The 26,307-nt window shown below is 42.1% G+C and carries 27 protein-coding genes and 1 pseudogene; 5 read left to right on the top strand and 23 right to left on the bottom strand.

Annotated features, from left to right (window positions below):
* Nucleotides 1-93 precede the first annotated feature (93 nt).
* Nucleotides 94-1,800 carry a sulfatase family protein gene (locus LOR49_RS13005; RefSeq protein ID WP_240377168.1) on the bottom strand — a complete coding sequence of 569 codons (1,707 nt, stop codon included), beginning with the start codon at nt 1,798-1,800 and terminating at the stop codon, nt 94-96.
* A 172-nt stretch (nt 1,801-1,972) separates the two neighbouring features.
* Here LOR49_RS13005 and LOR49_RS13000 point away from each other — a divergent pair, with 172 nt between their 5' ends.
* Complete coding sequence (locus LOR49_RS13000; protein ID WP_240377167.1) at nt 1,973-3,382, top strand: glycosyltransferase family 2 protein; 1,410 nt, start codon at nt 1,973-1,975, stop codon at nt 3,380-3,382.
* A 187-nt stretch (nt 3,383-3,569) separates the two neighbouring features.
* Here the strand turns inward: LOR49_RS13000 and LOR49_RS12995 are convergent, their stop codons facing one another.
* The 11 genes and pseudogenes from LOR49_RS12995 to LOR49_RS12945 all read right to left on the bottom strand — a co-directional run bounded on the left by LOR49_RS12995 (nt 3,570) and on the right by LOR49_RS12945 (nt 10,700).
* Complete coding sequence (locus LOR49_RS12995; protein WP_240377166.1) at nt 3,570-4,088, bottom strand: hypothetical protein; 519 nt, start codon at nt 4,086-4,088, stop codon at nt 3,570-3,572.
* 695 nt (nt 4,089-4,783) lie between these two features.
* Complete coding sequence (locus LOR49_RS12990) at nt 4,784-5,593, bottom strand: metal-dependent hydrolase (RefSeq protein WP_240377165.1); 810 nt, start codon at nt 5,591-5,593, stop codon at nt 4,784-4,786.
* Between the two features lie 277 nt (nt 5,594-5,870).
* Entirely contained in the window at nt 5,871-6,575 is a 705-nt protein-coding gene (locus LOR49_RS12985) for an SDR family oxidoreductase (RefSeq protein ID WP_240377164.1), read from the bottom strand.
* Between the two features lie 110 nt (nt 6,576-6,685).
* Complete coding sequence (locus tag LOR49_RS12980; RefSeq protein ID WP_240377163.1) at nt 6,686-6,898, bottom strand: DUF5652 family protein; 213 nt, start codon at nt 6,896-6,898, stop codon at nt 6,686-6,688.
* Between the two features lie 363 nt (nt 6,899-7,261).
* Nucleotides 7,262-7,423, bottom strand: a pseudogene (locus tag LOR49_RS12975) (tyrosine-type recombinase/integrase); the annotation flags it as partial.
* A gap of 358 nt (nt 7,424-7,781) precedes the next feature.
* Nucleotides 7,782-7,976, bottom strand: coding sequence for a hypothetical protein (locus LOR49_RS12970; RefSeq protein WP_240377162.1), 195 nt, complete (start codon nt 7,974-7,976; stop codon nt 7,782-7,784).
* A gap of 116 nt (nt 7,977-8,092) precedes the next feature.
* A complete protein-coding gene (locus LOR49_RS12965; protein ID WP_240377161.1) occupies nt 8,093-8,524 on the bottom strand; it encodes a hypothetical protein in 432 nt (143 codons plus the stop codon).
* A gap of 14 nt (nt 8,525-8,538) precedes the next feature.
* Nucleotides 8,539-8,841, bottom strand: coding sequence for a PadR family transcriptional regulator (locus tag LOR49_RS12960; protein ID WP_240377160.1), 303 nt, complete (start codon nt 8,839-8,841; stop codon nt 8,539-8,541).
* Between the two features lie 480 nt (nt 8,842-9,321).
* Nucleotides 9,322-9,615, bottom strand: coding sequence for a hypothetical protein (locus LOR49_RS12955; protein ID WP_240377159.1), 294 nt, complete (start codon nt 9,613-9,615; stop codon nt 9,322-9,324).
* Nucleotides 9,616-9,886: 271 nt separating this feature from the next.
* The gene (locus LOR49_RS12950; RefSeq protein ID WP_240377158.1) at nt 9,887-10,081 is read right to left on the bottom strand and encodes a hypothetical protein; all 195 of its coding nucleotides are present in this window, start codon (nt 10,079-10,081) and stop codon (nt 9,887-9,889) included.
* Nucleotides 10,071-10,700 (bottom strand): cell wall hydrolase, encoded by a 630-nt coding sequence (locus LOR49_RS12945; RefSeq protein WP_240377157.1) that lies wholly within the window; start codon nt 10,698-10,700, stop codon nt 10,071-10,073. The genes LOR49_RS12950 and LOR49_RS12945 overlap by 11 nt, the downstream gene beginning before the upstream one ends.
* A gap of 644 nt (nt 10,701-11,344) precedes the next feature.
* Here LOR49_RS12945 and LOR49_RS12940 point away from each other — a divergent pair.
* The gene (locus LOR49_RS12940; protein ID WP_240377156.1) at nt 11,345-12,367 is read left to right on the top strand and encodes a DUF3231 family protein; all 1,023 of its coding nucleotides are present in this window, start codon (nt 11,345-11,347) and stop codon (nt 12,365-12,367) included.
* 22 nt (nt 12,368-12,389) lie between these two features.
* On the opposite strand, the gene LOR49_RS12935 is transcribed toward LOR49_RS12940, so the two are convergent.
* On the bottom strand, nt 12,390-13,580 hold the full coding sequence (locus LOR49_RS12935) for an MFS transporter (protein WP_240377155.1): 1,191 nt from the start codon (nt 13,578-13,580) through the stop codon (nt 12,390-12,392).
* Between the two features lie 243 nt (nt 13,581-13,823).
* On the opposite strand from LOR49_RS12935, the gene LOR49_RS12930 reads away from it, so the two are divergent.
* Complete coding sequence (locus LOR49_RS12930; RefSeq protein ID WP_240377154.1) at nt 13,824-14,903, top strand: NAD(P)H-dependent flavin oxidoreductase; 1,080 nt, start codon at nt 13,824-13,826, stop codon at nt 14,901-14,903.
* A 203-nt stretch (nt 14,904-15,106) separates the two neighbouring features.
* Nucleotides 15,107-17,143 (top strand): catalase, encoded by a 2,037-nt coding sequence (locus LOR49_RS12925; protein WP_240377153.1) that lies wholly within the window; start codon nt 15,107-15,109, stop codon nt 17,141-17,143.
* A gap of 135 nt (nt 17,144-17,278) precedes the next feature.
* On the opposite strand, the gene LOR49_RS12920 is transcribed toward LOR49_RS12925, so the two are convergent.
* The 10 genes from LOR49_RS12920 to LOR49_RS12875 form a co-directional block, all read right to left on the bottom strand.
* Nucleotides 17,279-17,860, bottom strand: a complete 582-nt coding sequence (locus tag LOR49_RS12920) for a cupin domain-containing protein (RefSeq protein WP_240377152.1) — start codon at nt 17,858-17,860, stop codon at nt 17,279-17,281.
* Nucleotides 17,861-18,689: 829 nt separating this feature from the next.
* Nucleotides 18,690-19,619, bottom strand: coding sequence for an NADP-dependent oxidoreductase (locus tag LOR49_RS12915; protein ID WP_338021148.1), 930 nt, complete (start codon nt 19,617-19,619; stop codon nt 18,690-18,692).
* A gap of 239 nt (nt 19,620-19,858) precedes the next feature.
* Nucleotides 19,859-20,785, bottom strand: a complete 927-nt coding sequence (locus LOR49_RS12910; protein ID WP_240377151.1) for an NADP-dependent oxidoreductase — start codon at nt 20,783-20,785, stop codon at nt 19,859-19,861.
* 1,143 nt (nt 20,786-21,928) lie between these two features.
* Complete coding sequence (locus LOR49_RS12905) at nt 21,929-22,552, bottom strand: stage II sporulation protein M (RefSeq protein ID WP_240377150.1); 624 nt, start codon at nt 22,550-22,552, stop codon at nt 21,929-21,931.
* A 58-nt stretch (nt 22,553-22,610) separates the two neighbouring features.
* Nucleotides 22,611-22,892: a hypothetical protein gene (locus LOR49_RS12900; protein ID WP_240377149.1), complete on the bottom strand. Its 282-nt coding sequence runs from the start codon at nt 22,890-22,892 to the stop codon at nt 22,611-22,613.
* A 50-nt stretch (nt 22,893-22,942) separates the two neighbouring features.
* Nucleotides 22,943-23,242: a DUF2089 family protein gene (locus LOR49_RS12895; RefSeq protein WP_240377179.1), complete on the bottom strand. Its 300-nt coding sequence runs from the start codon at nt 23,240-23,242 to the stop codon at nt 22,943-22,945.
* A 679-nt stretch (nt 23,243-23,921) separates the two neighbouring features.
* On the bottom strand, nt 23,922-24,287 hold the full coding sequence (locus LOR49_RS12890; RefSeq protein WP_240377148.1) for a hypothetical protein: 366 nt from the start codon (nt 24,285-24,287) through the stop codon (nt 23,922-23,924).
* Nucleotides 24,288-24,397: 110 nt separating this feature from the next.
* Nucleotides 24,398-24,769 (bottom strand): hypothetical protein, encoded by a 372-nt coding sequence (locus LOR49_RS12885; RefSeq protein ID WP_240377147.1) that lies wholly within the window; start codon nt 24,767-24,769, stop codon nt 24,398-24,400.
* A gap of 58 nt (nt 24,770-24,827) precedes the next feature.
* Nucleotides 24,828-25,034 carry a helix-turn-helix domain-containing protein gene (locus LOR49_RS12880; protein ID WP_240377146.1) on the bottom strand — a complete coding sequence of 69 codons (207 nt, stop codon included), beginning with the start codon at nt 25,032-25,034 and terminating at the stop codon, nt 24,828-24,830.
* A gap of 10 nt (nt 25,035-25,044) precedes the next feature.
* Nucleotides 25,045-25,521 carry a DUF2975 domain-containing protein gene (locus tag LOR49_RS12875; protein ID WP_240377145.1) on the bottom strand — a complete coding sequence of 159 codons (477 nt, stop codon included), beginning with the start codon at nt 25,519-25,521 and terminating at the stop codon, nt 25,045-25,047.
* A 284-nt stretch (nt 25,522-25,805) separates the two neighbouring features.
* Between LOR49_RS12875 and LOR49_RS12870 the strand changes: the two genes are divergently transcribed.
* Nucleotides 25,806-26,018, top strand: a complete 213-nt coding sequence (locus tag LOR49_RS12870) for a hypothetical protein (RefSeq protein WP_240377144.1) — start codon at nt 25,806-25,808, stop codon at nt 26,016-26,018.
* Nucleotides 26,019-26,307: the final 289 nt, after the last annotated feature.

The following is a 26,307-nucleotide window of genomic DNA, read 5'->3' as shown; positions in this document are numbered from 1 at the left end:
ATTTCATTGCAAATAGTCGTTAATATTTTATCGATGAAGGCTTACGGCACATAAATAAAGGAAGAGAGCAAGGGCCGCTCTCTTCCTCTAGGCTTAAGTGGAAGAAATTCTTTTCGCGTTGGCTTGTTTTTTTAACGTGCTGTGCATCATTTTCTGTACCCGCTTTGTTTCTGCGGTAGCGTACACCGGATGGGCCAGGTTCTTCTCTTCCAACGGATCTTGGGTCAAGTTATATAACTCATACTGTTCCTCGACCGGTTTGTTTTGAATACCATTCTTCCTGTTCTCATGTTCGCTGGATTTTTCCGAATAGGTTGTACCGTCAAAATAACGAGAGAATTTCCAAACCTCCTCGCCTTGATTGTCACCTGTTTTTAATTTCTGTATAACCGTTTCTACATGGTTTGGCTGTTCCACCGACTCATATTCCGTTCCCCACAGTGTCTCCTGATGCAATCCTTTGGAAAATTCATCATCGCTCATGAAATATAACGGGTCATTCACTCGTTCCATTTCCTTATCGCGTAAAGGCGGAGCTAGATTTCTTCCTGGAAAAGGGGGTACATCGGTATGGTCTTGTCGAAGCTGCTCTTGGATGTCCGTAACGGAAATATCAGCCAAGCCCAGTAAGGTTGGGACAATATCTACATGGCTCGTTAACGCCGTTGTCTTTTCTTCTCCGCAGAAATGCTTAGGGCTGTGTATAATTAACGGAACATGGATCGATTCTTCGTACGCGTTGTGCCATTTTTGAAACAAACCACCGTGAGCTCCTAATAAATCGCCGTGATCGGACGTAAAAACAACAATCGTATTGTCATAGAAAATCGATTTTCTTAGTGCTTCAAATACTTTCTGCATTTCCCGATCCACTTCTTTTTGTAGCGAATAATACAGCCTTCTGAATGTTGGTGTATTCACGGTAGGCTGCAGCGCCTGGTGATAGGTGTTCCGGTAACTTTTTTGTGCGGACGGTTTTGTGTCTAAAGACTCACGTGCTGTCGGCGCCGGCGGAATGTTTGGAACAGATGGATCGATCGAGAAATCATAGGCAGGGAGTAAACTCGTTAACAGACCGTACAAAGTGATGTCATGAGGATTTACAAAGGAGGAAACGATGAACCACGGCTCCCTATCATTCGTCTGTTCCTCTTCCAGTTCTTTTATTAAAGATACTGCTTCATCCGCATAGACACTGTCCCTGCCTTTCCATCTTTGCGCTGCGGATGATCCTGAATTATTTGGGTCGGCACCGTGTGGTTCTGGGCCAATCCATCCTGAAAAGCCAAATGGATCGAGACGGTTTGCTTCCTGATAGATCTGTTCTTTTTTCTTATCCGGCTTTCCAGTATTCGGATCATAACTTGGAAAGGCATCAGTGGTTCCAGGCAGGATGATATCCTCATTGGAAATGTGCCACTTCCCCTTCCAAAATGTTCGGTACCCCGCATGCCGAAAGTAATCTCCTAATGTTGGAACCGTGTTCGGATCAAGCCAAAACATATCTGCGTCAAAGGAGCTTTTCGCAGCCCCAGGTGTTTGGGTTACACCGTGAAGGGACGGATACTGACCGGTAAACAGTGTAGCCCGGCTCGGGGAACAGGCCGTGCTGCCAATATAATGATTTTCAAAACTCATGCCATGCTCAGCCAAGAGTTGCGGTGTTCGTAAATGACTTTTTCTCCAACTTAGTAATTCCGCATTTTCATACACAACCGGAGCCCGCCATTCGTCTGCCATCAAAAACAAAAAATTGGGTCGAGACTCCCCACTTCCACCTTGCTTATGTTTTTTCCCCATATTAGTGAACCCCCCATAATCCAAAACGACATACCCTAGTATATGCATGTGGAAAAAGAGGGTGTATGACAGTTCCTATATGTGGAGATTTTCCATTCGGAACCTTCATGCCTAAACATTTTTACTCCCTCCCCCATAGGATAAACCATTAACTTCCATATGGGGGAATGCGATGCAACCGAGAGTGATTTTCACCTGTTCAATGTCTGTAACTTTTTTAACGATTCTTCTATTCCTATGGATTGACTGGCCTTGGATTTTGGATGTTGCCGAGTATGTACCGATGAGTATTGCCGTTTTATGCGTTTGTGGGATTGCAATTGTACCGGGGTTCATTCATGCTTTTCTATTTTTTACCTTATTGTGTGGCAATAAAAACAAGCCTGACAACGAAAAGAGTGCTACCCCTCCGATCCCTATTTCCATTCTCATTCCTGCCCACAATGAAGAAAAAAATATCCTTCGAACCATCGACCACGTGATGGAAAGCAACTACCCAACATCCCATATGGAAATCATCGTGATCAATGATGGATCCACCGACCGAACCCAAGAAGTGCTTCAGTCAGCGCAACATCAATATTCAACTGACATCACGGTGATAGAGGAGAAAGAAAACAAAGGAAAAGCAGCCGCATTAAATGTAGGTCTTTCCTATGCCTCCCACCCTTATATCGTGACGATAGACGCTGATACATTCATCCATCCTGATGCTCTTCAGCACTTACTCAAACCTTTTAATCATTCCCCTGACACCGGAGCCGTCGCAGGTTCCCTTCTCGTGCACAACAAGCACGACAGTTGGTTAACCCGGCTGCAAGTCTGGGATTATTTCATCGGAATTGCAGCAGTCAAACGCCAACAAAGTATCTATGAAGGGGTTCTTGTCGCACAAGGATCGTTTAGCGCTTACCGAAAAGAAGCTATCTCTCGCGCCGGGAAATGGTCGCCGGTTGTAGGAGAAGATATCGTGTTAACCTGGGGAATGCTGAGCCAAAATTACAAAGTCTTCTATGCCCCGTCAGCAATAGGGTTCACTATGGTTCCGAACACACTCTACGGTTTCTTTCGGCAGCGAAAACGCTGGGCACGGGGAATGTTTGAAGGTTTCCGCGCGCACCCGGCGATTCTAATGAAAAATAAAGGGTTATCCAGGTTCTTAATCGCTCTCAACTTGGCCTTTCCGCTCGTTGATTTAGCGTTGCTTTTCGTTTTAGTTCCAGGACTAGTACTGGCACTTTTTTTTCAAAATTTTTTAATCGTCGGTTTCTACACAATATTTGTTATCCCGTTTTCCCTTTTGTTATCAGCGGTTACGTATTTTTATCAAAAGAAAATTTTAAACAACCTTCACCTTTCCATTGATTATAAAAAGATGGATTATCTCTACTTCTTACTGTTCTACTCTCTCATGCAAGCGCCAATTTGCTTTTGCGGGTACCTGGAAGAACTTATATCCAAAAAAAATCCTGGTAAGGCCAGCCCCTCCCTGCCGCTGGACTGGGCTGGCCTACCTTACGAACGCTTGGAGGCCCTTATTTCGATGATCCTTCGTTTTCACGACCCCATCGCAACCCTATGACGCTACTATTCCGGCCGACTGCCAGTTTCGCGATCCCATACACGTGCTATGGGGGTGTTATTTCGGCTGGCGGCCGTTTTCACGACTTCATACACGTGCTATGACGATTCGCGACCAGCTGCATGAACTGGTACAAAAAAGCGCTGTTCCCAACTTTCATGGAAACAGCGGCAGGAAGCAAACGATGTCATTCTTCTTCCACATTGTTTGCTTTATTTTTTTCTCTCCAGTTATACAGCGTTTCAACGATAAGGATAATCAGGCCAATCCCTGCTGCAATCGTGATATTCACCGTTTGATCGAGGCCAGCAAACGCTCCAATTAGATAAAAAACACCGATCCGAATAAGGAGCATTGTAAGATTACTAACTATATTTTTGCCGATTATGTATTCCACAATAATTTCAATAACACTGTCCACGGTAAACAAATAAACGAAAAAAGAAACGGCCAGCACGATTAACTGGCTCGTGCTTACCTGTAAGGAAAAAATCATATTAACCGCATGCGCGGAACCGAGCAATGCAAATACAATCAGCCCGATTGCAATCGTAGGAAGCAGCGCGAGCAAGCCTGTAACAAAAAGAACCTGGAGGAAATTTATTTTTTCTTCCTTAGTTTCTTCCTTATTGCCACTATAAACTAATTTAAAAATCAGTAAAAAGGAAATGACAAATACAATTGCTAACAAGATTACTATTTTCATAAAATATACTTTCCTATCTTGATTGCATTCTCTTTCTCTCTAATTCCATGGTAACATACCTAAAAAGACAGCAAGGTTGCCGTCCATAAAAGTTGTCACCTCTCTTTTTATAAAGGAAAAACTAGATGATACTGTAAACCACGGCTTCAATCGAACGCTTTGACGCACAGTCCCAGACCCCCATCGTATTTATAGGTGAAAGCAATGGGGGGCTGAGCCTGATGAAATATAGTTTCCAGCACACTCGAATTCGGGTATACTATAAGTAAATACTCCATATAATAAAAAAGACCATAGGTGCGCTAACACCTACGGTCCACAATAGTTTGGTTCCCTGCAAGGGGGATCGGCTGGGATGAAAATAACTCACCCGTGTAGCGCTAACTCAAGGTGAGTTATTTTTTGTGCGACAGCAGTGCTACGATTAAGGCCCCGACTGTCTGGTTTCGGGGTTTTATTCGAACACTATGATGACTCTCTTTCGGGAATAAATGCTTTCATGACACCATAGAGCCCCTATGATGCTGTTATTTCCACGTACTTTCATTTTCACAACTTCATACAATGGCTTTGAGGTCGTTATTTTCACATATAACTGATTTCACCACTGCCTTCCAACACAATGACATAGCAGGACTAGCCCCCCATCGCATTTACACATGATAGCAATGGGGGGGCTGACCCTAGACAATATGTTATGATCCAATTTTATCTGTTTGGCTCTTTGCTAGTTCTATTTCTTCACCAAAACTTATCTGGACGGCTGTTGTTTTTTCATAATTATCCAATAATTTAATAAACGTTTTATCGGCGTCGATCATGCTTTGAATGACTGGGAACTGCTCGAGCATTTGTTGCAATACTTCTGGCTGCGGGGCGTTGGTTTCGTTCGGAAAATGATGGTTCGGAATCACATATTCCACGTCTAGTAAGTTTTTCACCACATACACCGCTTCCTCCGGCCCCATCACAAATTGTCCGGAACTAGAAAGAATCGCTACATCCGGCTGGTAAAACTCTTGGATTAATTTCATGTCGAGGGTCATCGCTGTGTCTCCAGAATGGTACAAGGTCCGGTCCCCTTCAAAGTCAAAAACATATCCGGCAGGCTGACCGGCATATACCGGTTGTCCTTCCGTTTCCCGGTAAGATGACGTGTGAACGGCCTGCACCATCACGGCTTTCATATCACCCAGATCAACAGAGCCGCCGTAATTGAGAAGCTGCACATTCTGAACGCCATTTTGCATAAGCAACAAACCAAAATCATACTGACAGATTACCGGGACCTCCGGATTGGCATGTAACACTTCGTCAAGACCGCTTGTGTGGTCAAAATGAGCATGCGTGACAAACACCGCATCTACTGTTTTTAAAAATTCTGACTTTGTGTATTCTTTGGGACAACCAGGATTAGCACTTAAAAACGGATCAACCAGATACTTCTTCCCCTTCCTGCTCGTTAACAAATAAGACGCATGCCCCAGCCGTAAAATTTTCATCATGAACACCCCTCATTTTAAATTTTTCCCACAAGCCTTCGTGCGGCCAATGTATCTACTTCCACAAAAACAGTTGGTTCCCTTTAAATTACCACTAATTTTATCAAGCACTTGTAGTAGCCGAAGCGTCATAAGCAACCGGATTTTAGATGTCTGAAGTATTCCTATGGGGGCATCTCTTCTTTTGAAACGAAAAAAGGTCCTCCGTTAAGATGCAGCTATACACAAAACCATACATCTAAGGAGGACCTTACATGGTAGAGTCTATAAAAAGGACGGGTTAAACCGGGCGGACGGTGATTTCGTTGACGTTCACGTAATCTGGCTGTGTTACGGCATAGATGACGGCTCTTGCGATATCCTTCGTCTCTAATTTCCTGCGTCCGTTTGTCCAAGTGACAGTGTTGGAAGGCGTGTCCACCATACCTGGGGAAATATTCGTGACACGGACACCTGTGTTAGCCAATTCTTTTTCAAGTCCTGTGGAAATGGCACGAACGGCGAATTTTGTGGCACTGTAGACAGTACTGCCTTTTGTCACTTCAGACCCCGACACAGAGCCGATGTTTATAATGTGACCACTGGAGCGTTCAAGCATGGATGGCAATACAGCGTTAATGCCGAAAAGCACTCCTTTTATATTCACATCAATCATTTGTTCCCATTCGTCTACCTTACCTGAAGTAACGGGACCTGAAAGCATTTGCGCGGCATTATTCACGAAAAAATCAACGTGATGAAAAGCTTCTTCTGCTTGCTTTACTAATCCCTCAATATCTTCTTTATTCGCGACATTTGTCTCTATCGGGAGCACTTTCCCGCTTCCTTGTTCCTCTATTTCTTTTTGTAATTCAACCAATTTCTCCGTGCGACGCGCAGCCAACACCACATTTGCCCCTTCTTGTACCAGTTCCTTCGCAATGCCGGCGCCAATGCCGCTGCTCGCTCCTGTAATAATCGCTGTTTTTCCTTGTAGTTGACCCATTTCAAAAACCTCCTCGATATTCTGCTCCAAGCCATTATCTCACAGGACGACCTTCCAAGCAGTTAAACAAGTGCGCTCGTTTCTTGAACAATCTTTATATAACAGATTTTTTATGTATATAACTTCTTATCTTTTCTAAAGAAAATCAGATAAATAATTTCTAAAATCCCGATTGTATTTACTACCAAAAGCGCAACAAACCAAGCTAACTGTTTATTACGAGCAGAATGCCAAAGAGCTATGCCTTTCCAAATAAATGACCAAACAAGTATTAAATAAAAAAATGGATTCTTAAAATGTAAAAGCTGAGAAAAAGTATCCATTATTTCACCCCCTGTCCTTCAACATAATGGCCCTTTGCAAATTTCAATACTAAAATAACTTTTTGCACATAGTAAGTGCCCGCTCTAGATCATCGTGACCGGTGCAATAATGACATCTACATCCAAAGCAATTTCATTTCCATCAATAATTATAAGGTATAATAAGAGTAAAGCTCAATGGAGGTGTGTTATGTGTCCATCCCCGAAAGAATGATAAAGGAAATTGAATGCTGAGTGAACTAGATAGGAACAATGAGCATTAAAATGGGGCAGGGCGATGTTTGGGTGGCAGATGTTCTTTTTAAAGGAGTACGTCAAACCAAACAGCGCCCTTGTTCGGTAACATAATGTTTCTGTTGTTCTAAAAATCTTTCTATAAAAGTCGTGTCTTAATTTCCCACTTAGATGAGCGTAAATCCTTATTGCTTCACTCTTTTCAAGACCTAGAAGGCTTTGAATCACTTCAAGTGGAGCACCATTGTCGACCATATGTGTTGCATAGCTGTGACGTAATTGGTGAGGATGTTTTTCACACTCCAAACTATGAATCAATTATCTCGACTCCAGTATGGTCAGGATATAATACCTTTATTCAACAATCGAAATGCATACTTGAGTAATCGCGGAAACGATAACAGGCTCCGTAACCGGAACGGGCACGATCCAAGTTCTGGAATCGCGCCCTTATGCGGTATAACAATTATGCTCAAAGATAAAGGATTATCCCACACTTTCCTTGGTATTGTTTTTAAACAAGATTACTGTACTAATAACTGAAAACACAAATAATATCGGCCATAACCACCATAAACCAGCTTTTGATGTAAACGACAAAAGTGATACGATTAAAAATAAAACAGAAGAAATGAACATTATATACGGTTTATATGATTTCACTCTTATCTCTCCCCTCCATAATAATTATTGCACTACTCAGTTTTATAAAATCCAGCCAGAGTGTGGCACAGCCGTTATGTGACAACTGCGCCTTTTCTTGAATACTCCCTATTCTTTCTAAAAATAACTTTTGATTATCTTCACCCAGCCAAACATTGCAAGTATGATCATTATCAGCCAAAAAAGTCCAACACGTAAAATTCTTGGAATGGAAAACCAATAAGATACAATCTTTAATGACGTGTTCCCTTCGTTATTTTGCTTCTTCAACAACTTCGCTCCGATTGAGGAACCATTTTAATTGATTAACACTAAAAATGTTACCATGAAAACCCCATAAGCCCCCATCAAGCCAACCGATGTTTTAGTTAATTTTGGTTTGAGGGTTAAGCCTTCTTTTCCAAATTTAAATATGCTTACTACAAGAGTAACAACAGCCAAAAACAATGACAGCATAGCAATTAATACTGCAATCGTCGCAAATATTTCCACTTCAATTACCTCCCCTAATGGCTTTAATTTCAAAACAATAAAAGCATTAACTATAGTAACTGCAACTAATATTTGACTTATACGATAGCTGAAAATATATCTTTCATTTAGTTCCATATGCCAAGCATCAATTATTCCTATAAGTAGATCAATTATTGTTTTTAATGACGTATCTGTTTGTTTTAATACATCAATTAACTCATTACCATAACGTTTTCTCCAAGTTTTAGGATACAAATAAACGAGCCATCTCATACTAATCCGAGCCTTTTCATTCCTATATTGGTTATTTTTTGAATTTCTTTAATTTGTTCTGTTAAATATATTTGTCCTTCCCCTGTCAGCTTGTAAGGTTTTTTACGATCTTGAGTTTCAATGGCAATTATATATCCTGCTTTTTCTAAACGTGAAATGGCTCCATACAATGTGCCAGGTCCTAATTTAACATCATAATTTTTTTGAATATCTTCCATAATCGCATAGCCATGACGATTTTGTTCAGCAAGACTTATCAAAATAAACAATGTGGGTTCTGAGAATTTACTTTTAGTCATATTTTCACTCCTTTGAAACATTTATTACGTTTATCGTTACATCGTATAACGTAATATTAGGGCATATTTAAAATAAAGTCAATAAAAAAAGCCATATTAAACAATATGGCTTTTTCTTCATGATTGATTGCCAAGTCTTATTCCAGAAGTGGGTCCGTTTGTAGAAGAAATATTTCATAACCGTGTATTCATTCATGCTGATACCTTCTAAAAAGTCATATCTTTTCAGGAAAGACAAAATATTTCCTTTTAATCAAAACGTTTTGTTAATGGTCCCCAAGCGTAAGTACTATTAATTCAACAAAAAAAGGGGCTAAATCTATTGCGATTTGCACCCCCAAATAATATGTTATGTTTTCTTCCTCGTAACTGAACCCGTTACTCTTCTTTGTTACAGAAGGGCGCCGTTCACCGTTGATCAGCTATAACATTGTTCGTAGTTCAACCATCCTTGTCGTCACGCCCATTCGGCCTGTTCTCTCACCGGGCTAAGTCACGGACTGCACTAATTAACAGCACTATCGCGGTTATCGTATGCAGTATCCAGCCAACCACGGGTATCGCTGACAAAAGGGACGTAACAATGCCAACGACGCTCGGGGTTTTCGCCGTCCGGTATACAAATGTGATAAGGAGCGTCACAATATGAAGGAAAAGTGCTGTTCCGAGCGCAGAATATCCACTGAAGATGACAATGCTTCCTCCGATAAACGGGATTGCAAGCAATGCTTCAAACCCTCCCGAAACAAACTTGGCAATGGCTGATATGATCATGTCTCTCCTCCTCCTTTCACCCTTTTTCCACTATTCCTACTCTACCCTGCACGCATTAAAATCACTCGCAACTTCTAACAAATGTAAGCTCTCCTGTTAACTAATGCCACAAAAAGAGACTGAAACAAATCTAACACATGTTAATGAAAAACCGAACAATAAGCTTAGTACGTTCGACGTGAAGTCAAAATAAGAAGATTCCTGTAAGAACATCATGAGCCGAGACCATCTAACCGAGACGATGGAACAAAGGCTAAGAAAGAAACTTTAGCTAATAGCATGCATCGTCTGCAAGTACGTCTGTGGCAAAGCTGTAACCAACCCCGAGGCTGTGCCCGCGGAAAGTGAAATCTTTTGACGGAACTAGCAATTGAGATTCTTGCCAAATAATCCGAACGGATGGCAGGCAACCGTTCGGATCGTGGCAAAAAAACATCTTTTTGTCCCAATACCCTTTAATTCGCAAACACATGCTTCCCAATTTGGCGCGTCGTTTCTCTTGTGAAGATCCAGTCGGACGTAGCAAGCACCGGGTTGTAATAGTAGTGAGACCCTTTCGATGGATCCCATCCCTGCCACGCTTCTTTGACGGCTTGGTAGGCAGTCCGATTCGGTTCGAGGTCATATTGCCCGTCTGCAACTGCTGTAAATGCATTTTTCTGCATGACGACTTCGTCTACCGTTCCCGGAAAATCGGACGAATTCAAACGGTTGCGAATGACGGCGGCAACCGCTACCTGCCCTTCAAAGGATTCTCCGCGAGCTTCTCCGTGTACGGCTTTGGCTATTTTTCTTACATTTTCTAACTGGTGTAACGTGTTAGCTCCACTTATCCCATCTGCCGCTAAGCTGAAATCACGTTGAAATTCTTTTACCGCCTGTTCCGTCATCGGTCCGTAGTACCCCGTCGCGTCCGTATGTAAGTATCCCATGTTTATTAGTTTTTGCTGCAAAGGAACAACCGTCGAGCCACGGTCTTCTCTCTGCAGCATGTCACTGTTCGCTTTGGATTCATCCGGCACGAGTGTGAAAAATACCCCCGCCGCTACAAGTAACACTATCCAGCTATGCATCACTTTCCTCATTTCATTACCCCTCCTATTCTTCCTCCCCCTCCTTCTTATACAGGAACAAGTCGAAATCCTACGTAGAAGCCATAATCTAGAAGATAGACCTATACCCTTTTAAAAAAAGACATAGGTATTTCTTTTTTTACCATATCGGTGCGTTATGACGCTATTATTTCAGAGAAACACTAGTTTCACGACTTCATAAGAGGGCTTTGATGTCTTTATTTTTCTAGTTTTCTTTTTTCACGCCTCCATAGGGCCGTTATGATGCCATTATTTTGGTGACTTCCCGTTTTCACAACTTCATACAGACACTTTGACGCTGTTATTTTCGCCATTAGCTGATTTCACAACTTCATCCGGGCGACTCTTCCAGCAAACGCGTCCACCTCTCGCAAAAATCCATTAAATAAGGACGCACTATTCGATCAGCACGCCCGGGATAAATGGATCATAGGAAAACCCTTTAGATGAACAGATTTGCCTAAGATTATCAGGGGCTCACCCTCAAGCAATGGGGACCTGACCCTAGGAAAGTACGAAACATAGCTTACAGATGTCCTTTTGTTTGGTATGGAAGTTTTCTCAGTTTCTTGCATAATTTATGGTAATTTGCAAAGAATAAGGAAGCATGTTAGGAAACTTTGGAGGTAACTATGATGACTGAAAACCATATCCAACTAACTTCTGGTGAAATTGCTTCCATTTGGACAGCTTATATGAATGACAGTGCGGCCAAACTGATTTTAGGTTATTTTCTAAAAGATGTGGAAGATGAGGAAATTCGTTCTGTTCTCCAACAGGCGTATGACAGTTCAGCAACGCATATAGAGAAACTTACTCATTTGTTTCAAGAGGAGCAATTACCCTTACCTACAGGATTTACGAGTGACGATGTGAATATGAATGCCCCTCGTTTATATACGGATACGTTTATGCTTGAATATATTGGCCATGTGACAAGGGCCGGCTTGCTTTCATACGGCGGATTTGTTTCGATGAGTACTCGCAAAGATGTTAGAGCTTATTTCATGGAAGCTCTTCAGGAAACCTCTCAGTTATACGACGCGGGTGCGAGTGTTTCCCTGGCAAAAGGATTGTTTGTCCGCGCACCTTATATGGCTTATCCAACTCAAACAGACTTTATAGACAGCAAAAAATACTTAAGTGGATTAAACCCATTTACATCTAAAAGGCCATTAAACGCAGTGGAAGTAGCCTATTTGCATATGAATATCCAAACCAACCACATAGGCAGAAAATTTTCCTTAAGTTTTGCCCAAACGTCACCGAGAGAGCAAGTCCAAAAATGGATGTTGAGGGGGAATGAGATTTCCAGAAAACATATTCAATTATTTACTAAGGCACTTACAGATAATGATCTAACTGCCCCTGTTGCTGCAGAAGTTGGTATTAATGATTCAACAATACCACCTTTTTCAGACAAGTTAACCATGTTTCTAATGTCCTTGTTAAGTGCCATTGGAGTCGGCAATTATGCAACAGCATCAGCTGCAAGTCAGCGAAGTGATTTAGCCTTAAATTATGAGCGTTTATCGCTTGAAATCGGGAAATACGCCAAAGACGGCGCGGACATTATGATTCAACATTCATGGCTAGAACAGCCCCCTGGCACCATGGACAAGCAGCAACTGGCAAAAAACAAACAGCAAAACAATTAAAAGGGTGCTTCATCCTTTTTACTTATGTAGATGAATGGTTACTGGATACTGACAACCGTTTATTCGATCGCCATATATAGGATAAGGTTATCAACACAATAATTAAGATAACAACGGCAAGTGTGCCGTATTGAAAGCGGATGGCAGGATTATGAACAAGCTTTCCAATTCCATCAAGGACAACTGGTGATAAAAACTGTCCTAAAAATGTAAAGCTCGACGTCATCGCAACCGCTTGGTCCGATTGATGTAACGGAACGCTGTCCAATACCTTTAATACGATAATGGGGAACAACGACCCTTGCCCAAATCCAACTAAACAAACGCTAATCATCACGAGGGCTACACTGTTTGTCAATGCCAAAACGCAGAAGGCCGCCCCCATTCCAAAAAGCATAACAGGGATCACATATTTCTTGAATGTTAATTCGATCTGAACGAGTAATAAACTCGTAATCATACCACCAACCGTAGTGAAGGCAACAACGGTCCCGGCAAGGGCAGGCCCTCCAAAACTGTTTTGTTCCAAATAAAGCGCCATGTTGGTAGCAATGGAATAATAAGCGAGCATAATGCCGCCCATGGCGAGTGCGTATCCATAAACAGCGAACGGCATTTTTGATTTCCCTTCCTGTTCCGGGGCTTTTTGCACTTCTCCTTTCGGCAGGAAGAAAAAAACGAGTAAAAAGATCACTAATCCTAAGAAATAGACATTAAACGGGGTTCGCCACCCAAACGTCGCCAGCCACCCTGCCAACAACATCGTAATAATACCGCCGAAGTTACTGAAAGCCGAGTTATAGCCCATCATCTTCGTTCGTTCTTTCCCCGTGTAATAGTCATTAATGAGTGACATCGCTAAAGGCATCAAGAGGCCTACCCCGGCACCTAAGAGCAAACGAAGTGCCAACAGCAATTCAATCGTGGGGACGAATTGAGGGACAATCCCTCCGACTAAGTATATCAATAAGCCCATCATGACAATCGTGCGTTTTGTTAATTTTGATGTTAAATATCCGGATAAAAAAGAAAAGGGGATAATCATAATCGAGGGCGCTGTTAATATCAGCTTAACCATCGTGGGACTTGCCTCCGGAAAGGCTTGCGCGATCAGCCCAAGAGCAGGCGAAATAGCGGCCCCGGCCATCACCGTCGCCATGGAAATCGATATAATAGTAGGTTTGAGCATTTTATTAATTGACAACACTTCCATTCATAGATGTTTACACTGCCTGTAAGGACATTGAAAGCCCCCGGTCTTTAGAATTAACCTCCTCCGTTTTTCCACTATTCGTTCTACATTCTCATTCGCATCCGCGTTCATTATGTAACTATACGCTTCCCTCTCAGGAGTATCAATTGAGATCATTTTACGTGTGATCTTTCTTCCATTATAATCAAGATAATTATTTACGGAAATCTTTTCCTATTTTTGAACGGTAGGAGGCACGATTGTATGTGGCATGAAAACCAGATTACTCAGAAGATAGGCATGACATATCCGATTATCCAGGCTGGAATGGCTGGTGGAACGACGACACCCGAATTAGTTGCCGCGGTTTCCAATGCGGGAGGTCTTGGTACGCTCGGGGCAGGGTATATGAGCCCGGAACAGATGAGAGATTCCATTCGTAAAATCAAAGAATTAACGAATCACTCTTTTGCGGTCAATGTCTTCATTCCAGAAGTACCAAAAGTCAGTGAAAAAGATATTGAAAAAGCCCGTGAATTACTGCGTCCCTTTCGCGAAGCACTTCATCTACCTGAAGAACCGGAAGTGACCAAGCCATCGGCCACTATTTTTGAAAAGCAAATGGACATTATAATGGAAGAACGGGTACCCGTTTGCAGTTTTACATTCGGCGTTCCCTCTAAAGAAAGAGTCCAACAGTTAAAGAAACAAAATATTATGTTAATTGGCACGGCAACGACTGTCAAGGAAGCCATCATCAATGAAGACATCGGAATGGACATGGTCGTCATGCAAGGAAGTGAAGCCGGCGGTCATCGCGGTACTTTTTCCGGGCCGTTTGATAAAGCCATGATTGGAACGATGGCGCTCATTCCGCAAGCGGTGGATCATGTCACGATTCCGGTTATTGCCGCAGGAGGAATAATGGACGGAAGAAGCGTGTTGGCGGCGCTCACCCTCGGAGCCCAAGCCGTCCAAATGGGTACCGCTTTCGTCACAAGCCTGGAAAGTGGGGCGAAAAAACAACAAATTGAAGCAATTTTAAACAGCACCGAAGAAGAGCCCGTTCTTACCTCGGCATTTAGTGGGAAACCAGCAAGAGGTATCGAAAATGAGTTTATGACGAAAATGGCCCCATACGAACACGAATTACCGGATTATCCGATCCAAAACACGTTAACGAAAGAGATTCGAAGAGAAGCAGCGAAGCAAAATCGACCAGAATGGCTTCACCTATGGAGCGGCCAAAACGTCCGCTTAAGCAAGCGACAACCCGCTCGTAAAATGATAACGGACATCGTTTCTCAAGTCGATGATCTGTTGGCATCCCCTCCTTTTCGTTAGGGACGCCCACCTCCACGCTTGGCGCCCAGCCATCCGTTCGTCCGGTAAAAGCACGAACTACGAGCGGATTCCATGTTCCGCTATCCTTTCCATCCAGATGCACGTAAAAACCACACTTTACGCTACCAAACAGTGAATATTCGTAGCACTCATAACGCACAATAAAAAACGATGTTGAGGACTAGTAAAGGATAGGTGATGACATGGATGAGCAAAACGCCAAACAGGAACAGCTGGATCAGTACCGTACACAGAACACAGGGAAGCCCCTCACAACCAACCAAGGGAGAAAAATATCCAACGACCAAGACCAATTAAAAGCTGGTGAACGCGGTCCTAGCTTACGTCAGGATTACGATTTTTTTGAAAAAATGACACGTTTTGTCCATGAAGAGCAACCAGAAAGAGTGGTTCATGCAAGAGGTTACAGCGCCTATGGGGAGTTTGAGTGCTATCAGTCGATGAAGCATGTGACACAAGCATGTTTTTTACAGGAACCTGGCAAAAAGACTCCTTTAACTGTCCGTTTTTCTACCGTGCAAGGGTCTCGAGGGTCTTATGATACGGCAAGGGATTTACGGTGTAAGGGCGTGAAGATGTACACAGAAGAAGGAAATTATGACCTGACCACAATTGCCATGCCGGTGTTAATCAACCAAGACGCGATGAAATTTCCAGATATGATTCACGCGTACCAGGCTAAGCAGGATAATGACATACCAACCGCTACTGGTGCCCATGACACTTTTTGGGATTATGTCGCCAATAATCCTGAATCTCTTCATATGGTGCAGTGGATCATGTCGGATCGAGGTCTGGTAAGAAGTTATCGAATGATGGAATCGTGGTCAATCAACACGTATCTCTTTGTTAACGAGCAAGGGGAAGCGACCTTTGTCCGGTTTGTTTGGAAACCTGTTCTCGGTGTTCACTCCCTGCTTCAAGATGAAGCGCAGAAAATCGGCGGCATTGATCCAGATTTCCACCGGCGGGATCTACGAGAGGCAATTGACCGCGGGGCTTATCCGGAGTATGAATTGGGTGTCCAACTGATCCCGATGGAGGATGAATTCAAATACGACTTTGATGTTCTCGATCCTGCCAAGTTTTGGCCAGAAGAACTCGTACCGGTTCAACTTGTTGGAAAGATGACGTTAAATCGGAACATTGATAACTACCACACAGAATCAGAACAAGTGGCTTTTAACCCTGCAAATGTCGTTCCAGGGATTGACTTTTCCAATGATCCCGTCCTGCAGGGAAGATTAATTGCGTATCAAAGCGCACAGTATCATCGAATTGGAGCGAACCACCAAGAATTACCGATCAATAAACCGGTCTGCCCGTTTCATAACAATCACCGGCGAGGCCCGATGAGATATCGGATTGATGTCGATCAAGTGGATTATCACAACAATTCACTTGCGGATAACACACCGTACACAACCCCACCAGAAGAAGGTGGATACGAGCATTACCCGACGAAAGTGGAGGGTCACCTCATCCGAGACCGCAGTGATTCGTTCAGGGATCACTTTTCGCAACCACGAATATTCTGGAATAGTTTGACACCTGTTGAAAAGCAGCACATGATTCATGCGTTCAGCTATCAACTTGGAAGTGTAAAAAGTGAATCTGTCCGTCAGCAAAACGTTAATTTGCTGGTCCATGTAGATCAAGAACTGGCATACACCGTCGCTGATAATATTGGTGTCGATCGCCCAAGTGGCTCCCACGTCCCTGTTTCGACAAGTTACCCGTCCCTTAGCCAGTACCATACACCTCCTAGTAATGCCAGTACGCTAAAAGTAGGTGTACTAATTGGTGACGGTTTTAATGAAGAAGAGGTACAAAATGTACTCAACCTATTAGAGCAACACGGGGTTTTTGTTGTTATCGTAAGTGAAAGGCTCGGTACTGTCACAGGGGCCAATGGTGCCACACTCCAGGTGGATCAAACATTTCTTACAGCAAGCCCTTACTTGTTAGACTCCCTTTATGTCGTTGGCGGCAATTCTAAAAACCAAGAAAAATTCACCTCTGACATGACGTATTTCATAGAAGTGACCTATAGACACTATAAACCAATTGGCGTTGCCTCAACGGGACAGCCGCTTCTTCCCTCCATGGTAGAAAATAATGCAGCCGGTGTCGTCTTGGCCGAAAATAACGCAGACATCGGAGAGGACTTTGTCTCGGCCATCGCTCAGCAACGCTTCTGGACTAGAAAAACAACGTAACAACAAAGAGATATTTCCACATAATACCATATGCCCGTCATTAGGGGCTCTTCGTTTTAAAAAAACCACTCGCTAACCTCTCCTGCCTGCCGCTATCAGGAGTCAGGAGAGGTTTCGCTGTGGCATTTCCGTTTTTCAGTCGCGGCTTTTTTCGGCCGCAACAGCCTCTGCTTTCGTTTGATGAACCGTACCAAATGGATGTTCAGGTGGTGCATAAATAGAGTAGAGCTTCAACGGGGTATTGCCTGTATTCGTTATATTATGCCATGTGCCTGCAGGTACCATAATGGCAGAGTCATCATCAACATGTCTGAGAAAATCAACACTTTCCTTGCTTCCCATCTGTACAAGTCCCTGCCCTTCTTCAATGCGTAGGAATTGATCAAGATCCGGATGAACCTCTAAGCCGATATCTTCGCCAACGTTAATACTCATCAATGTCACTTGCAAATGGTATCCAGACCAGATGGCAGTACGAAATGTGTTGTTTTGCTTAGCAGCTTGGTTAATATCCACAACATAGGGTGTTTTCCCATGATCTTTTAACCCCGTATCGGTATAACTCCTGTTGTTTGGAAACGGTGAAAATGAGGTTGCATGACTAGGTTCAACGGCCATGTTCCAATAACCGGGCGCCCCCATATTTCCATGGTTATACACGGGGACCCTTGGATAGTAAGCATATGGATAGGGATACATATAAGAATGGTAATTCATTGCAGCTTTCCCCCTCAAGATAATCGGATCACACCACCATCCTATGCCCCATGCGCCTAGAAAGTCACCGTCAGGTCTGGATCTGTTTTTATTAGCAGGCATGAAAGCCACACTAACCGCCCCCCAAAAAAATCGGGCTACTCTCTCAAGATTATCTAAAACGCATAAGTCATGACTTTAAAAGGGCAGCCGTCCACGTTATTCCAAAACAACCCGCGGGAACAAAATCATAATCCGTCCGCCCGCTTTGACGTCTTTATTTCCGCGATCGCTCTATTTCACTACTCCATTCAACACGGATGGGGCTGTTATTTTGACCCGTTCCCGATTTCGCGACTTCATCCAACCGCTTTGACGTCTTTATTTCCACGATCGCTCTATTTTATGACTTCATTCCCTCCGGATGAAGCTCTTATTTTGACTCAATCGTGTTTTCACGTCTTCATACACGCGCTTTGACGACGTTATTTCTGCATCCAACCTTTTTCATGGCTTCATTCAACCCGTATAACGCACTTATTTCCACCCAGTCTTGGTTTCACAACTTCATACACGCGCTTTGACGTCTTTATTTCCGTGGTCACCCTGTTTCATGACCTCATTCAGCATGGATGGGGCTGTTATTTCAACCCAATCCTGGTTTCACGACTTCATCCGCATACTTTGACGATGGACGCATTGGCGCGACCATCCGCTTATGATGCATGGAAGCCAGTATCTTAAAGAAGCATTAAAAATGGTTTTTCCGATGACAAAAGGCGCGACATGACTCGCACCTTTTTAAAGCCTTTCCAGTTCGCTTTTCCCTCTCAACAAAACAGCCTGTCCGCTACACTTTTAGTACAATTTTGCCGCGCGCGTGGCGGGTTTCACTAATTCGATGTGCTTCCTGAACGTCTGAAAGGTCTAATACTTTCTCTACAACCGGGCGGATTTTTCCGTTTTCCAGCAGCTCAGCAATTTTCGCCAAAGTGTCTCCGTCTCTTCCCATCGATACGTGATACGTTTTGACCGCATGGACCTTCGCCAATTGTTCATCCGGAGCGGTAGTGATGGATGAAAGACGCCCGCCTTTTTTTAACACGTGGAAGCTGCGCTCTTGGATCTCTCCTCCCAGTGTATCAAGCACAACATCGACGGGGGAAAGGACATCTTCGAAATTTTCTTCTTCATAATTGATAACTTGGTCAGCGCCAAGTTCTTTTAAAAACTCGATGTTTTTACCGCTTCCGGTGGTTGCGACCCAGCAGCCATGCGCTTTGGCTAATTGGATGGCAAAGCTGCCAACCCCGCCGGCCCCGGCATGGACTAATACTCGTTCTCCTTCTTTCATGTTTGCCACATCGATAAGGCTTGTCCAGGCAGTTAACCCGACAAGCGGAACAGAGGCAGCTTCTTCAAAAGAGAGGTTACTTGGTTTTTTTGCTGCCATGTTTTCATCAACCGCGACGTATTCTGCATATGTGCCGTTTCGCATCAAGTCCGGGCTTGAAAATACTTCATCCCCGACGGCAAACCTTGTGACCGCCGTGCCGATCTTTTTCACGACGCCGGCCGCATCCCACCCGAGAATAAGAGGGAAGGTATACGGAATTCTTTCTTTAAGATAACCTTCCCGTATTTTCCAGTCAATCGGGTTGACCGAAGTGGCCTTTATTTCTATTAATATATCGTTCGCCCCTACCTCAGGCTCCGCGACTTCCGTTTCATGCAACACGTCCGCATGACCGTATTGTTCCATCGTAATGGCTCTCATCATCTCACCCTTTCGTCATGATTCAATGATGTTGTTGGAGTATACAGAAGTTACAAATATATGTGTATTCCTTTTTCCCCCGTCCTTTAAACAACCAAGCCTCGTCCGCAGACAAACACAACCATGTCACAGGGCGCTGCTCACGCCTCTCCCAATATATAAAAAAGAAGATAACAAACGATCAATTTCCTCAACCGTGTTATCTTCATTCGTAAACTGTAAATCCTTCATGTAAAGGCTAATTACGGCGCTGTAATGACCAGCTTCCCGCGGGCATGACGCGTACCAGTTTTCTCCAAGGCGTCGAGTGCTTGTTGAAAAGGATAGGTTTGCTCGATAAAAAGCTTGATTTCTTTTGAATTGATTTTTTTCATAAGTTGGAGTAACTCGTCTGTTACATCCACTTGATATGGAAATGGCTTGATAGCAACGTTTCTCTGTGGCGTAAGTTGGTCACCGGATACCGCAACGACTCTCCCGTCATCTTTCAAAATCTCCATACTCGGCTGGCCTGTGTCCGGTTGAATCGCCAATGCCGCATCCACCCCGCCAGGCATCCACTGTTTAATTTGCTCCTGCCAGTCGGCGTCGTGGTAATCAACGGTTTTCGTCGCACCAAGGGAGCGCATGTAGTCCTGATTTCTTTTCGAAGCGGACCCTGCCACGGTGCATCCCATGTCTGCGGCTAACTGGATCGCGAACGTACCAATGGCACCCGAGGCACCGGCGATGAAAAGAGAGTCGTTTGGTTTCAAGTCAAGGGCATGAAGAGCTTTTAATGCTGTATTTCCGGCAACGGGAATGGCTGCTGCTTCTGCAAAGCTCATCCCGTTTGGTATCGGAAGGATAAGAGAGTTGGCTGCCACAACGGCGTACTCCGCCCATGTGCCGCCTTTCTTCTGCATCGAACTGACAAATACAACCTCATCCCCCGCTTGGAAATCCGTGACATTTTGGCCTGTTTTTTCGATAATACCGGCCGCTTCAATACCGATTGGGTACGGGTAGTGGATATCATTTGGCAAAAAATAGCCATCATGAATACCCACCCCAATCGCCTTCACGCGAACGAGCAATTCATTTTCGCTTATTCCTGGGATGGGAACTTCCATTAGATCAAAGTCATGGGGACTTGCACTTTGTTTCACAATCGCCTTCATTCGGCTCATCCACTCTCCCCCTTATTTTTCGGTTCATGTGCATCGGCTTCCTTACCTTGACCAAGTTACAGATTCAAGGATAGAATGGTATATCATCTTTATCCACGTGTGTTCATGACCTTACCGGACAGTTGTCCGTTAGTCAATGTTCTTACTCTTAGGAGGCAATGCAAGGATGACCGCACCCTCATCTATCACTCACCAATTTACACATCCAGACATGATATATTCCGAAATCTGCTGGAAGAGATTCCATGCAAATACGAGACGCACCCTTTCGACACGACCTTCGCAGCCGATCGTTTGATGGTTGCAATCGCACCAAACCTATTTCAATTCTGGCATGTAGACTGGGGGTATTCAAAGAACGACATACGGGCTAATCTGCTTTCCTTTATCTTCAGCCACTGTTCATGCATTAGAAGAAAAAAATAGAAGCCGCCAGATAATATCACTCTGACGGCTCTTTGGGTTTTGACCATTGTTCGACGAAGTGAACAATGTTTCGGCGTTATGGCGCTGTTATTTCGACCGTCCTCCAAATGAACAACCTCATTTGCGCGCAATGACGCCGTTATTTTCGCATATTTTAATTTTCATGACATCATACAAGCACTGTGAGGTAACTATTTTTGCGATCGCCCACTTTCATGGCGTCATACCACGCATATGGTGTCGTTATTTCAACCATTCCGGCTTTTCACGACTTCATACAAGAGCTATGCGGTAGCCATTTCGGTAACCGCCTGATTTCATGGCGTCATCGCATGCGTATGAGGGTGTTATTCCAATGCTCCTGGGTTTTCACAACTTCATACAAGGGCTATGCGGCAGCTATTTTGGCAGCCTATCGTTTTCATGACGTCATTGCGTGCGTAGGGTGTCGTTATTTCAACGATCCCTGATTTTTACGGCTTCATACGAGTGCTATGGGGCCTTTCTTCCAGCAGATGCTTGTTTCACAACATCATTAAGTTCGTATAGTGCTTTTATTTCAACACTTTCTTGATTTCGCGACGTCTTATACGAGTTATGGTGCCTCTATATCAGCACACGCCCTTTTTCACGACTGTATCTGTCGCATATGAAAACAATAACCTATTCTTTCCTTCTATCAATATAACAAAAAGTGATTTTGCCCCGCTCAAAAAACTATTGTAATAAGTTAAATATCAAATCCGCTATGTACGTTTCTAAAAATGCAGCCACCACGATCAGCGGCACGATTACGACAACGTAAATTTTTACTGTCTCTAACATTTTTTGAATAAGAGATATTCCACCTTTGTCTCTCTTAAAAATATGTCTTATCTTACTTCGTACCACTCGGTTTAACTCAAAGAGAGCGGCTGCCAGTAGACAAAATGCGAAAATCTCAACAACAAAATGAGGAATTGCAGAAATAATGAGCTCTACTCCTTGATTTGAGTCAGATTGTAACACAACCCCAAATAGAACCCCGGGCAATGAGACAGTGGCAATGACGTTTATGAGATATAGGAATTGTATCGGAATGAAGGCCAAGATAAACATTTGTAACGGAACCAAAAATCCGTTATTGACAACATATAACCATACTTTTTTTATCCCTGTAGCATCTTTCAATGGCTCCGCTCTATTATTTCCTACTGTATCCATTACCTCTTGTAAATCCGGGTTAATGATGTACGTTATAATCGTTGCTAGAATTGTGATGGATAACGCGACTATAAAAATGGTAATAGACCGCTTCCATATCGCTTTATTCACCGTATGTAAGATAACAGACCTCCTCATTTTTCTCTAAGCCCATGATGAGCGGTCTGCTGATTGATCAGCCTTGTGAACGACACATTCATGTCAAATCCCTTCCCTTCATTTTCTCCAACTCTCTTTTTTGTTTCTTTTTGTAAGCTTCCCACCCTGCTATCCATTCTCCTAAAAGTAATGCCATACCTATGATAAACAGTATAATACTATCCTTCCATGAAGCGTCTCGCTCTACAAAAAGCCATACCAAAAATATAATATAAACAGTTGGTAAAATCGCTCCCAACATAACAATTCTCTGTTTGGATATAAAATATTGAATAACGAGCAAGGCCATTCCTGCTCCCCATAAAAGATAATGCATCATCGTTCCCCTCCTGTAACGTTCATTCATTTGATTTGTCATTCCAATCCAGGCTATTTCTTGCTTTTCTCGCTTTTATATTTATCAATAATCATTTTGGCAACGTCTAAACTAATGCGTTCATCAATGACAAGGTTTTTAACCATATTGATGAATTCCACATCTTCCGCCTTACTATTCAATTCTATTTTTTGAATGAGATTGTCCAAACGAGTCCTTACTGTCGGATACGAAACATCATAAATTTTTGCAACCTTTTTTAAAGAACCGGAATTCAAAACAAACTTCCTTATAAATTCAAGAGATTCCTTATCTAACGACAAAACCCAATCCGGGATATCTTCACGATTAATCTTACTCACCTCCTACTTGAATAATAATAACATATAGTTTAACAATATTAAACTATATTTTAACTTTATTAAAACTTGTGCTTCCTAACTCGCTGAACGGAGGGTTCCAACAGATGAGCAGATGAACATAAAAAAAGTCACTCAACAAATGTTTTCTGAGTGACCTTTTGGTTGTTTTTTCAATATCTTAATTTGAATAAAACCAAGGAATCGCAGGCGGGATACCGGCCTCAGGCAATAGATAAATTACGATAAACCATAGGCACGATAATATACCAAATGAAATTACAAAAAGTGTTCGTTTTGACCAGTCCTTAAGGATTAAAGCAGTTATCCCTAAAATTAAGCTAATAATACTCATAGTTAATTCAGTGTATGCAACCGCATATATACCAAAATGCTGTAAGACAAATGTTCTAATTTGTAATAAGTAAAACAATATGTAAATAATTTGCAACAATAATCCTGCATTTACAATTCTCATAATGACTCCTTATTTTTCACCCGTTAATCATAACTTTTATGGCAAAAACAACTAGTGATCTTCTCTCTATCCAATTTTCTCAATTATTACCAATTCAACTTCATTTTCGTGAAATCCAATCTCTATATTAATCTTATTTTCTTTATCAAAGTACCCAAGAACATCTAAACCGCCTTCAACTCTTTCATAATAATTCTATCCATATGCCGCAATTACTTTGTCTTTTGTATCTCCGACTTTCAATTGTTTTGCAGTTTCATAAGTACTATTAAAGTAATAGCGAACAACTTTGTCATCTACTATCCTAAACTCAATCCCATTGTAATTGAAATATTTTGATTCTGGATTTGCTACTTCCTCAACCTCATAAGGTTTTCCAAAAGTAGTGGTGACCTCCCCCTCTCGTGAATTTATTGTAATAGAATTTACACTTTCATCGGAGAGGTCAGTACTTTTTGTATTTTGATAAAAGTCCATCGTGTCCTTTGCTAGTGGGTCACAACCGAACAAAACTAAAAACATAAATAAACTGAAAATTACTATTTCAAACTGTGTTTTCAAAAAAACCTCCTATTGGTGCTATTTCTTTAATGGAAGATACCCCGTCCTGGAGATTAATGGTGAATTTCCAGCATCTTTCTCAACATAACAAAGCCAATTAATTACGACATTTACATTTTTGAGATTCCGTTAATGAAAATGCTAAATAATACACTAATTGTCGTTAAACCTGCAATCGGGATGGCAGAGACTTTATTGTTTTTAAATTCATAAATGGCCGTAAATGCACCTGCTGCGCACAACACTAACCATACAGGCATAAATATGGCATCTGCAATATTTGGTGGTAATAGAGCATAACCGCTAGTTAAGAAAAATAACCAATGTACAAGCAACAGCCCTGCTATGACATAAGAACCCTTTCGAGGTGGTTTTCTTTTCTCGTTTCTTCTGAGCGCCATAAATATAGGAAAGATAAATGTTAAAATTGCAATAATACCGATGATCATTAAAAATATTAATGAAAGTCCAATAATGACCACTTCCTTTCACTTTATACAAGACAAGTACTGACGCCAATTTCATTCCCCTGTCTTGATTTTAATCCCTGCGATATTCAAGAATATCCCCCGGCTGACAATCTAAAGCCTTGCAAATCGATTCTAAAGTTGATAATCGAATCGCCTTGGCCTTTCCATTTTTTAAAATAGATATGTTAGCCATTGTGACTCCAACTTTTTTAGATAATTCTGTTACACTCATTTTTCTTTTTGCTAACATCACATCAAGATTGATTATAATTGCCACTGTTCTCACCTCAGACCGTTAAATCATTTTCTGATTTTATATCTAAAGCACTTTTCAACAACTTCTGAAGAACCATAGTGAAGACTGCAATAACGACCGAACTAAAAATAATTGTACATCCGATCATTGCTATTCCAGGGTGTATCGCCTTTTGTGACAAAAAGAAAACAATACCTATTGCATATAAGACGCTAATCATAACGGCACAATACTTTATATACTTTAGAGACTTTACAGAGGTTTCTGAGAAAGCATTGTTTTTATCAATGTAAGTTAAAAGCTTCAAAGCCTGATACAGCACAAAGAAAAACGGTATGCCTGTTACATACAAACCGAATAAAACGGGAAATTGCAAGTATGCAAACTCTGGAAACATTTCTGCCGTGCCGGATGCTAACCTAGGCAGCCAGAATATAAACAGAGCAAGTACCATAATCCCAATAAAATAAACAGCTATCTTTAAAAAAAGCGTCATCCCTCGTTCCATAAAAAGCACCTCACTTATTTTCTTCATTGTAATCGTAACATGGTTATTTATCGAATAATAATAAATATTTATTATAAAAGTATATATTATTATTGAATTAATAACATGATGAAATTAAAAAAAGTATCTTTTACGTAAACAAAAGATACTTTAAAAATTATATAGGTGAATCAATTTCATAATTCAAATACAGTTGTTTAAACACAAACAATTCAAAAATAGTGTAGTATTTTTGGATTTTCACCTACCAGAACTCTGTTTTCACGACTCAGAAGCGGACAGCTATGACGCTGTTATTTTTCCAAGCGTTTGATTTCATGGCATCAAACGAGGGCTATGAGGCTTCTATTTTTGCAACTGCCTTATTTGATGGCCTCATTGGAGGTGGATTAGGTCGTTATTTTAATGCATTCTTGATTTCGCAACTTCATACACGGGCTATGGTGCCTCTATTTTGCCTGCAAAACGATTTCATTACCTCATTGTGGATGGATTAGGTCGTTATTTTAACAATCCTGGGTTTTCGCAACTTCATTCCAGGGCTATGAGGTCTTTATTTTTGCAACCTCTCCCTTTCACGTGTCCATTAGAACTGATTGATGTTTTTATTCCGATTCTTTCTTAATTTCATAGTTGCATACAGTCTTTAGCGTGCTGCTATGCTATTTCAACTATCTTTCCATTGGAGAAAACCCATGGTTTTTAAACATGTTTATATTCTATCATCAATCTACATTTTTCAAACGGCTGCCCCATGTTAGGAAGCACAACTATTGTGCATTGTGA

This window comes from Bacillus piscicola (assembly GCF_022458745.1).
Lineage (GTDB): Bacteria > Bacillota > Bacilli > Bacillales > Marinococcaceae > Alteribacillus_A > Alteribacillus_A piscicola.
Note: the sequence above shows the minus strand (reverse complement) of the source record. Positions and strands in the feature narration are given on the sequence as shown.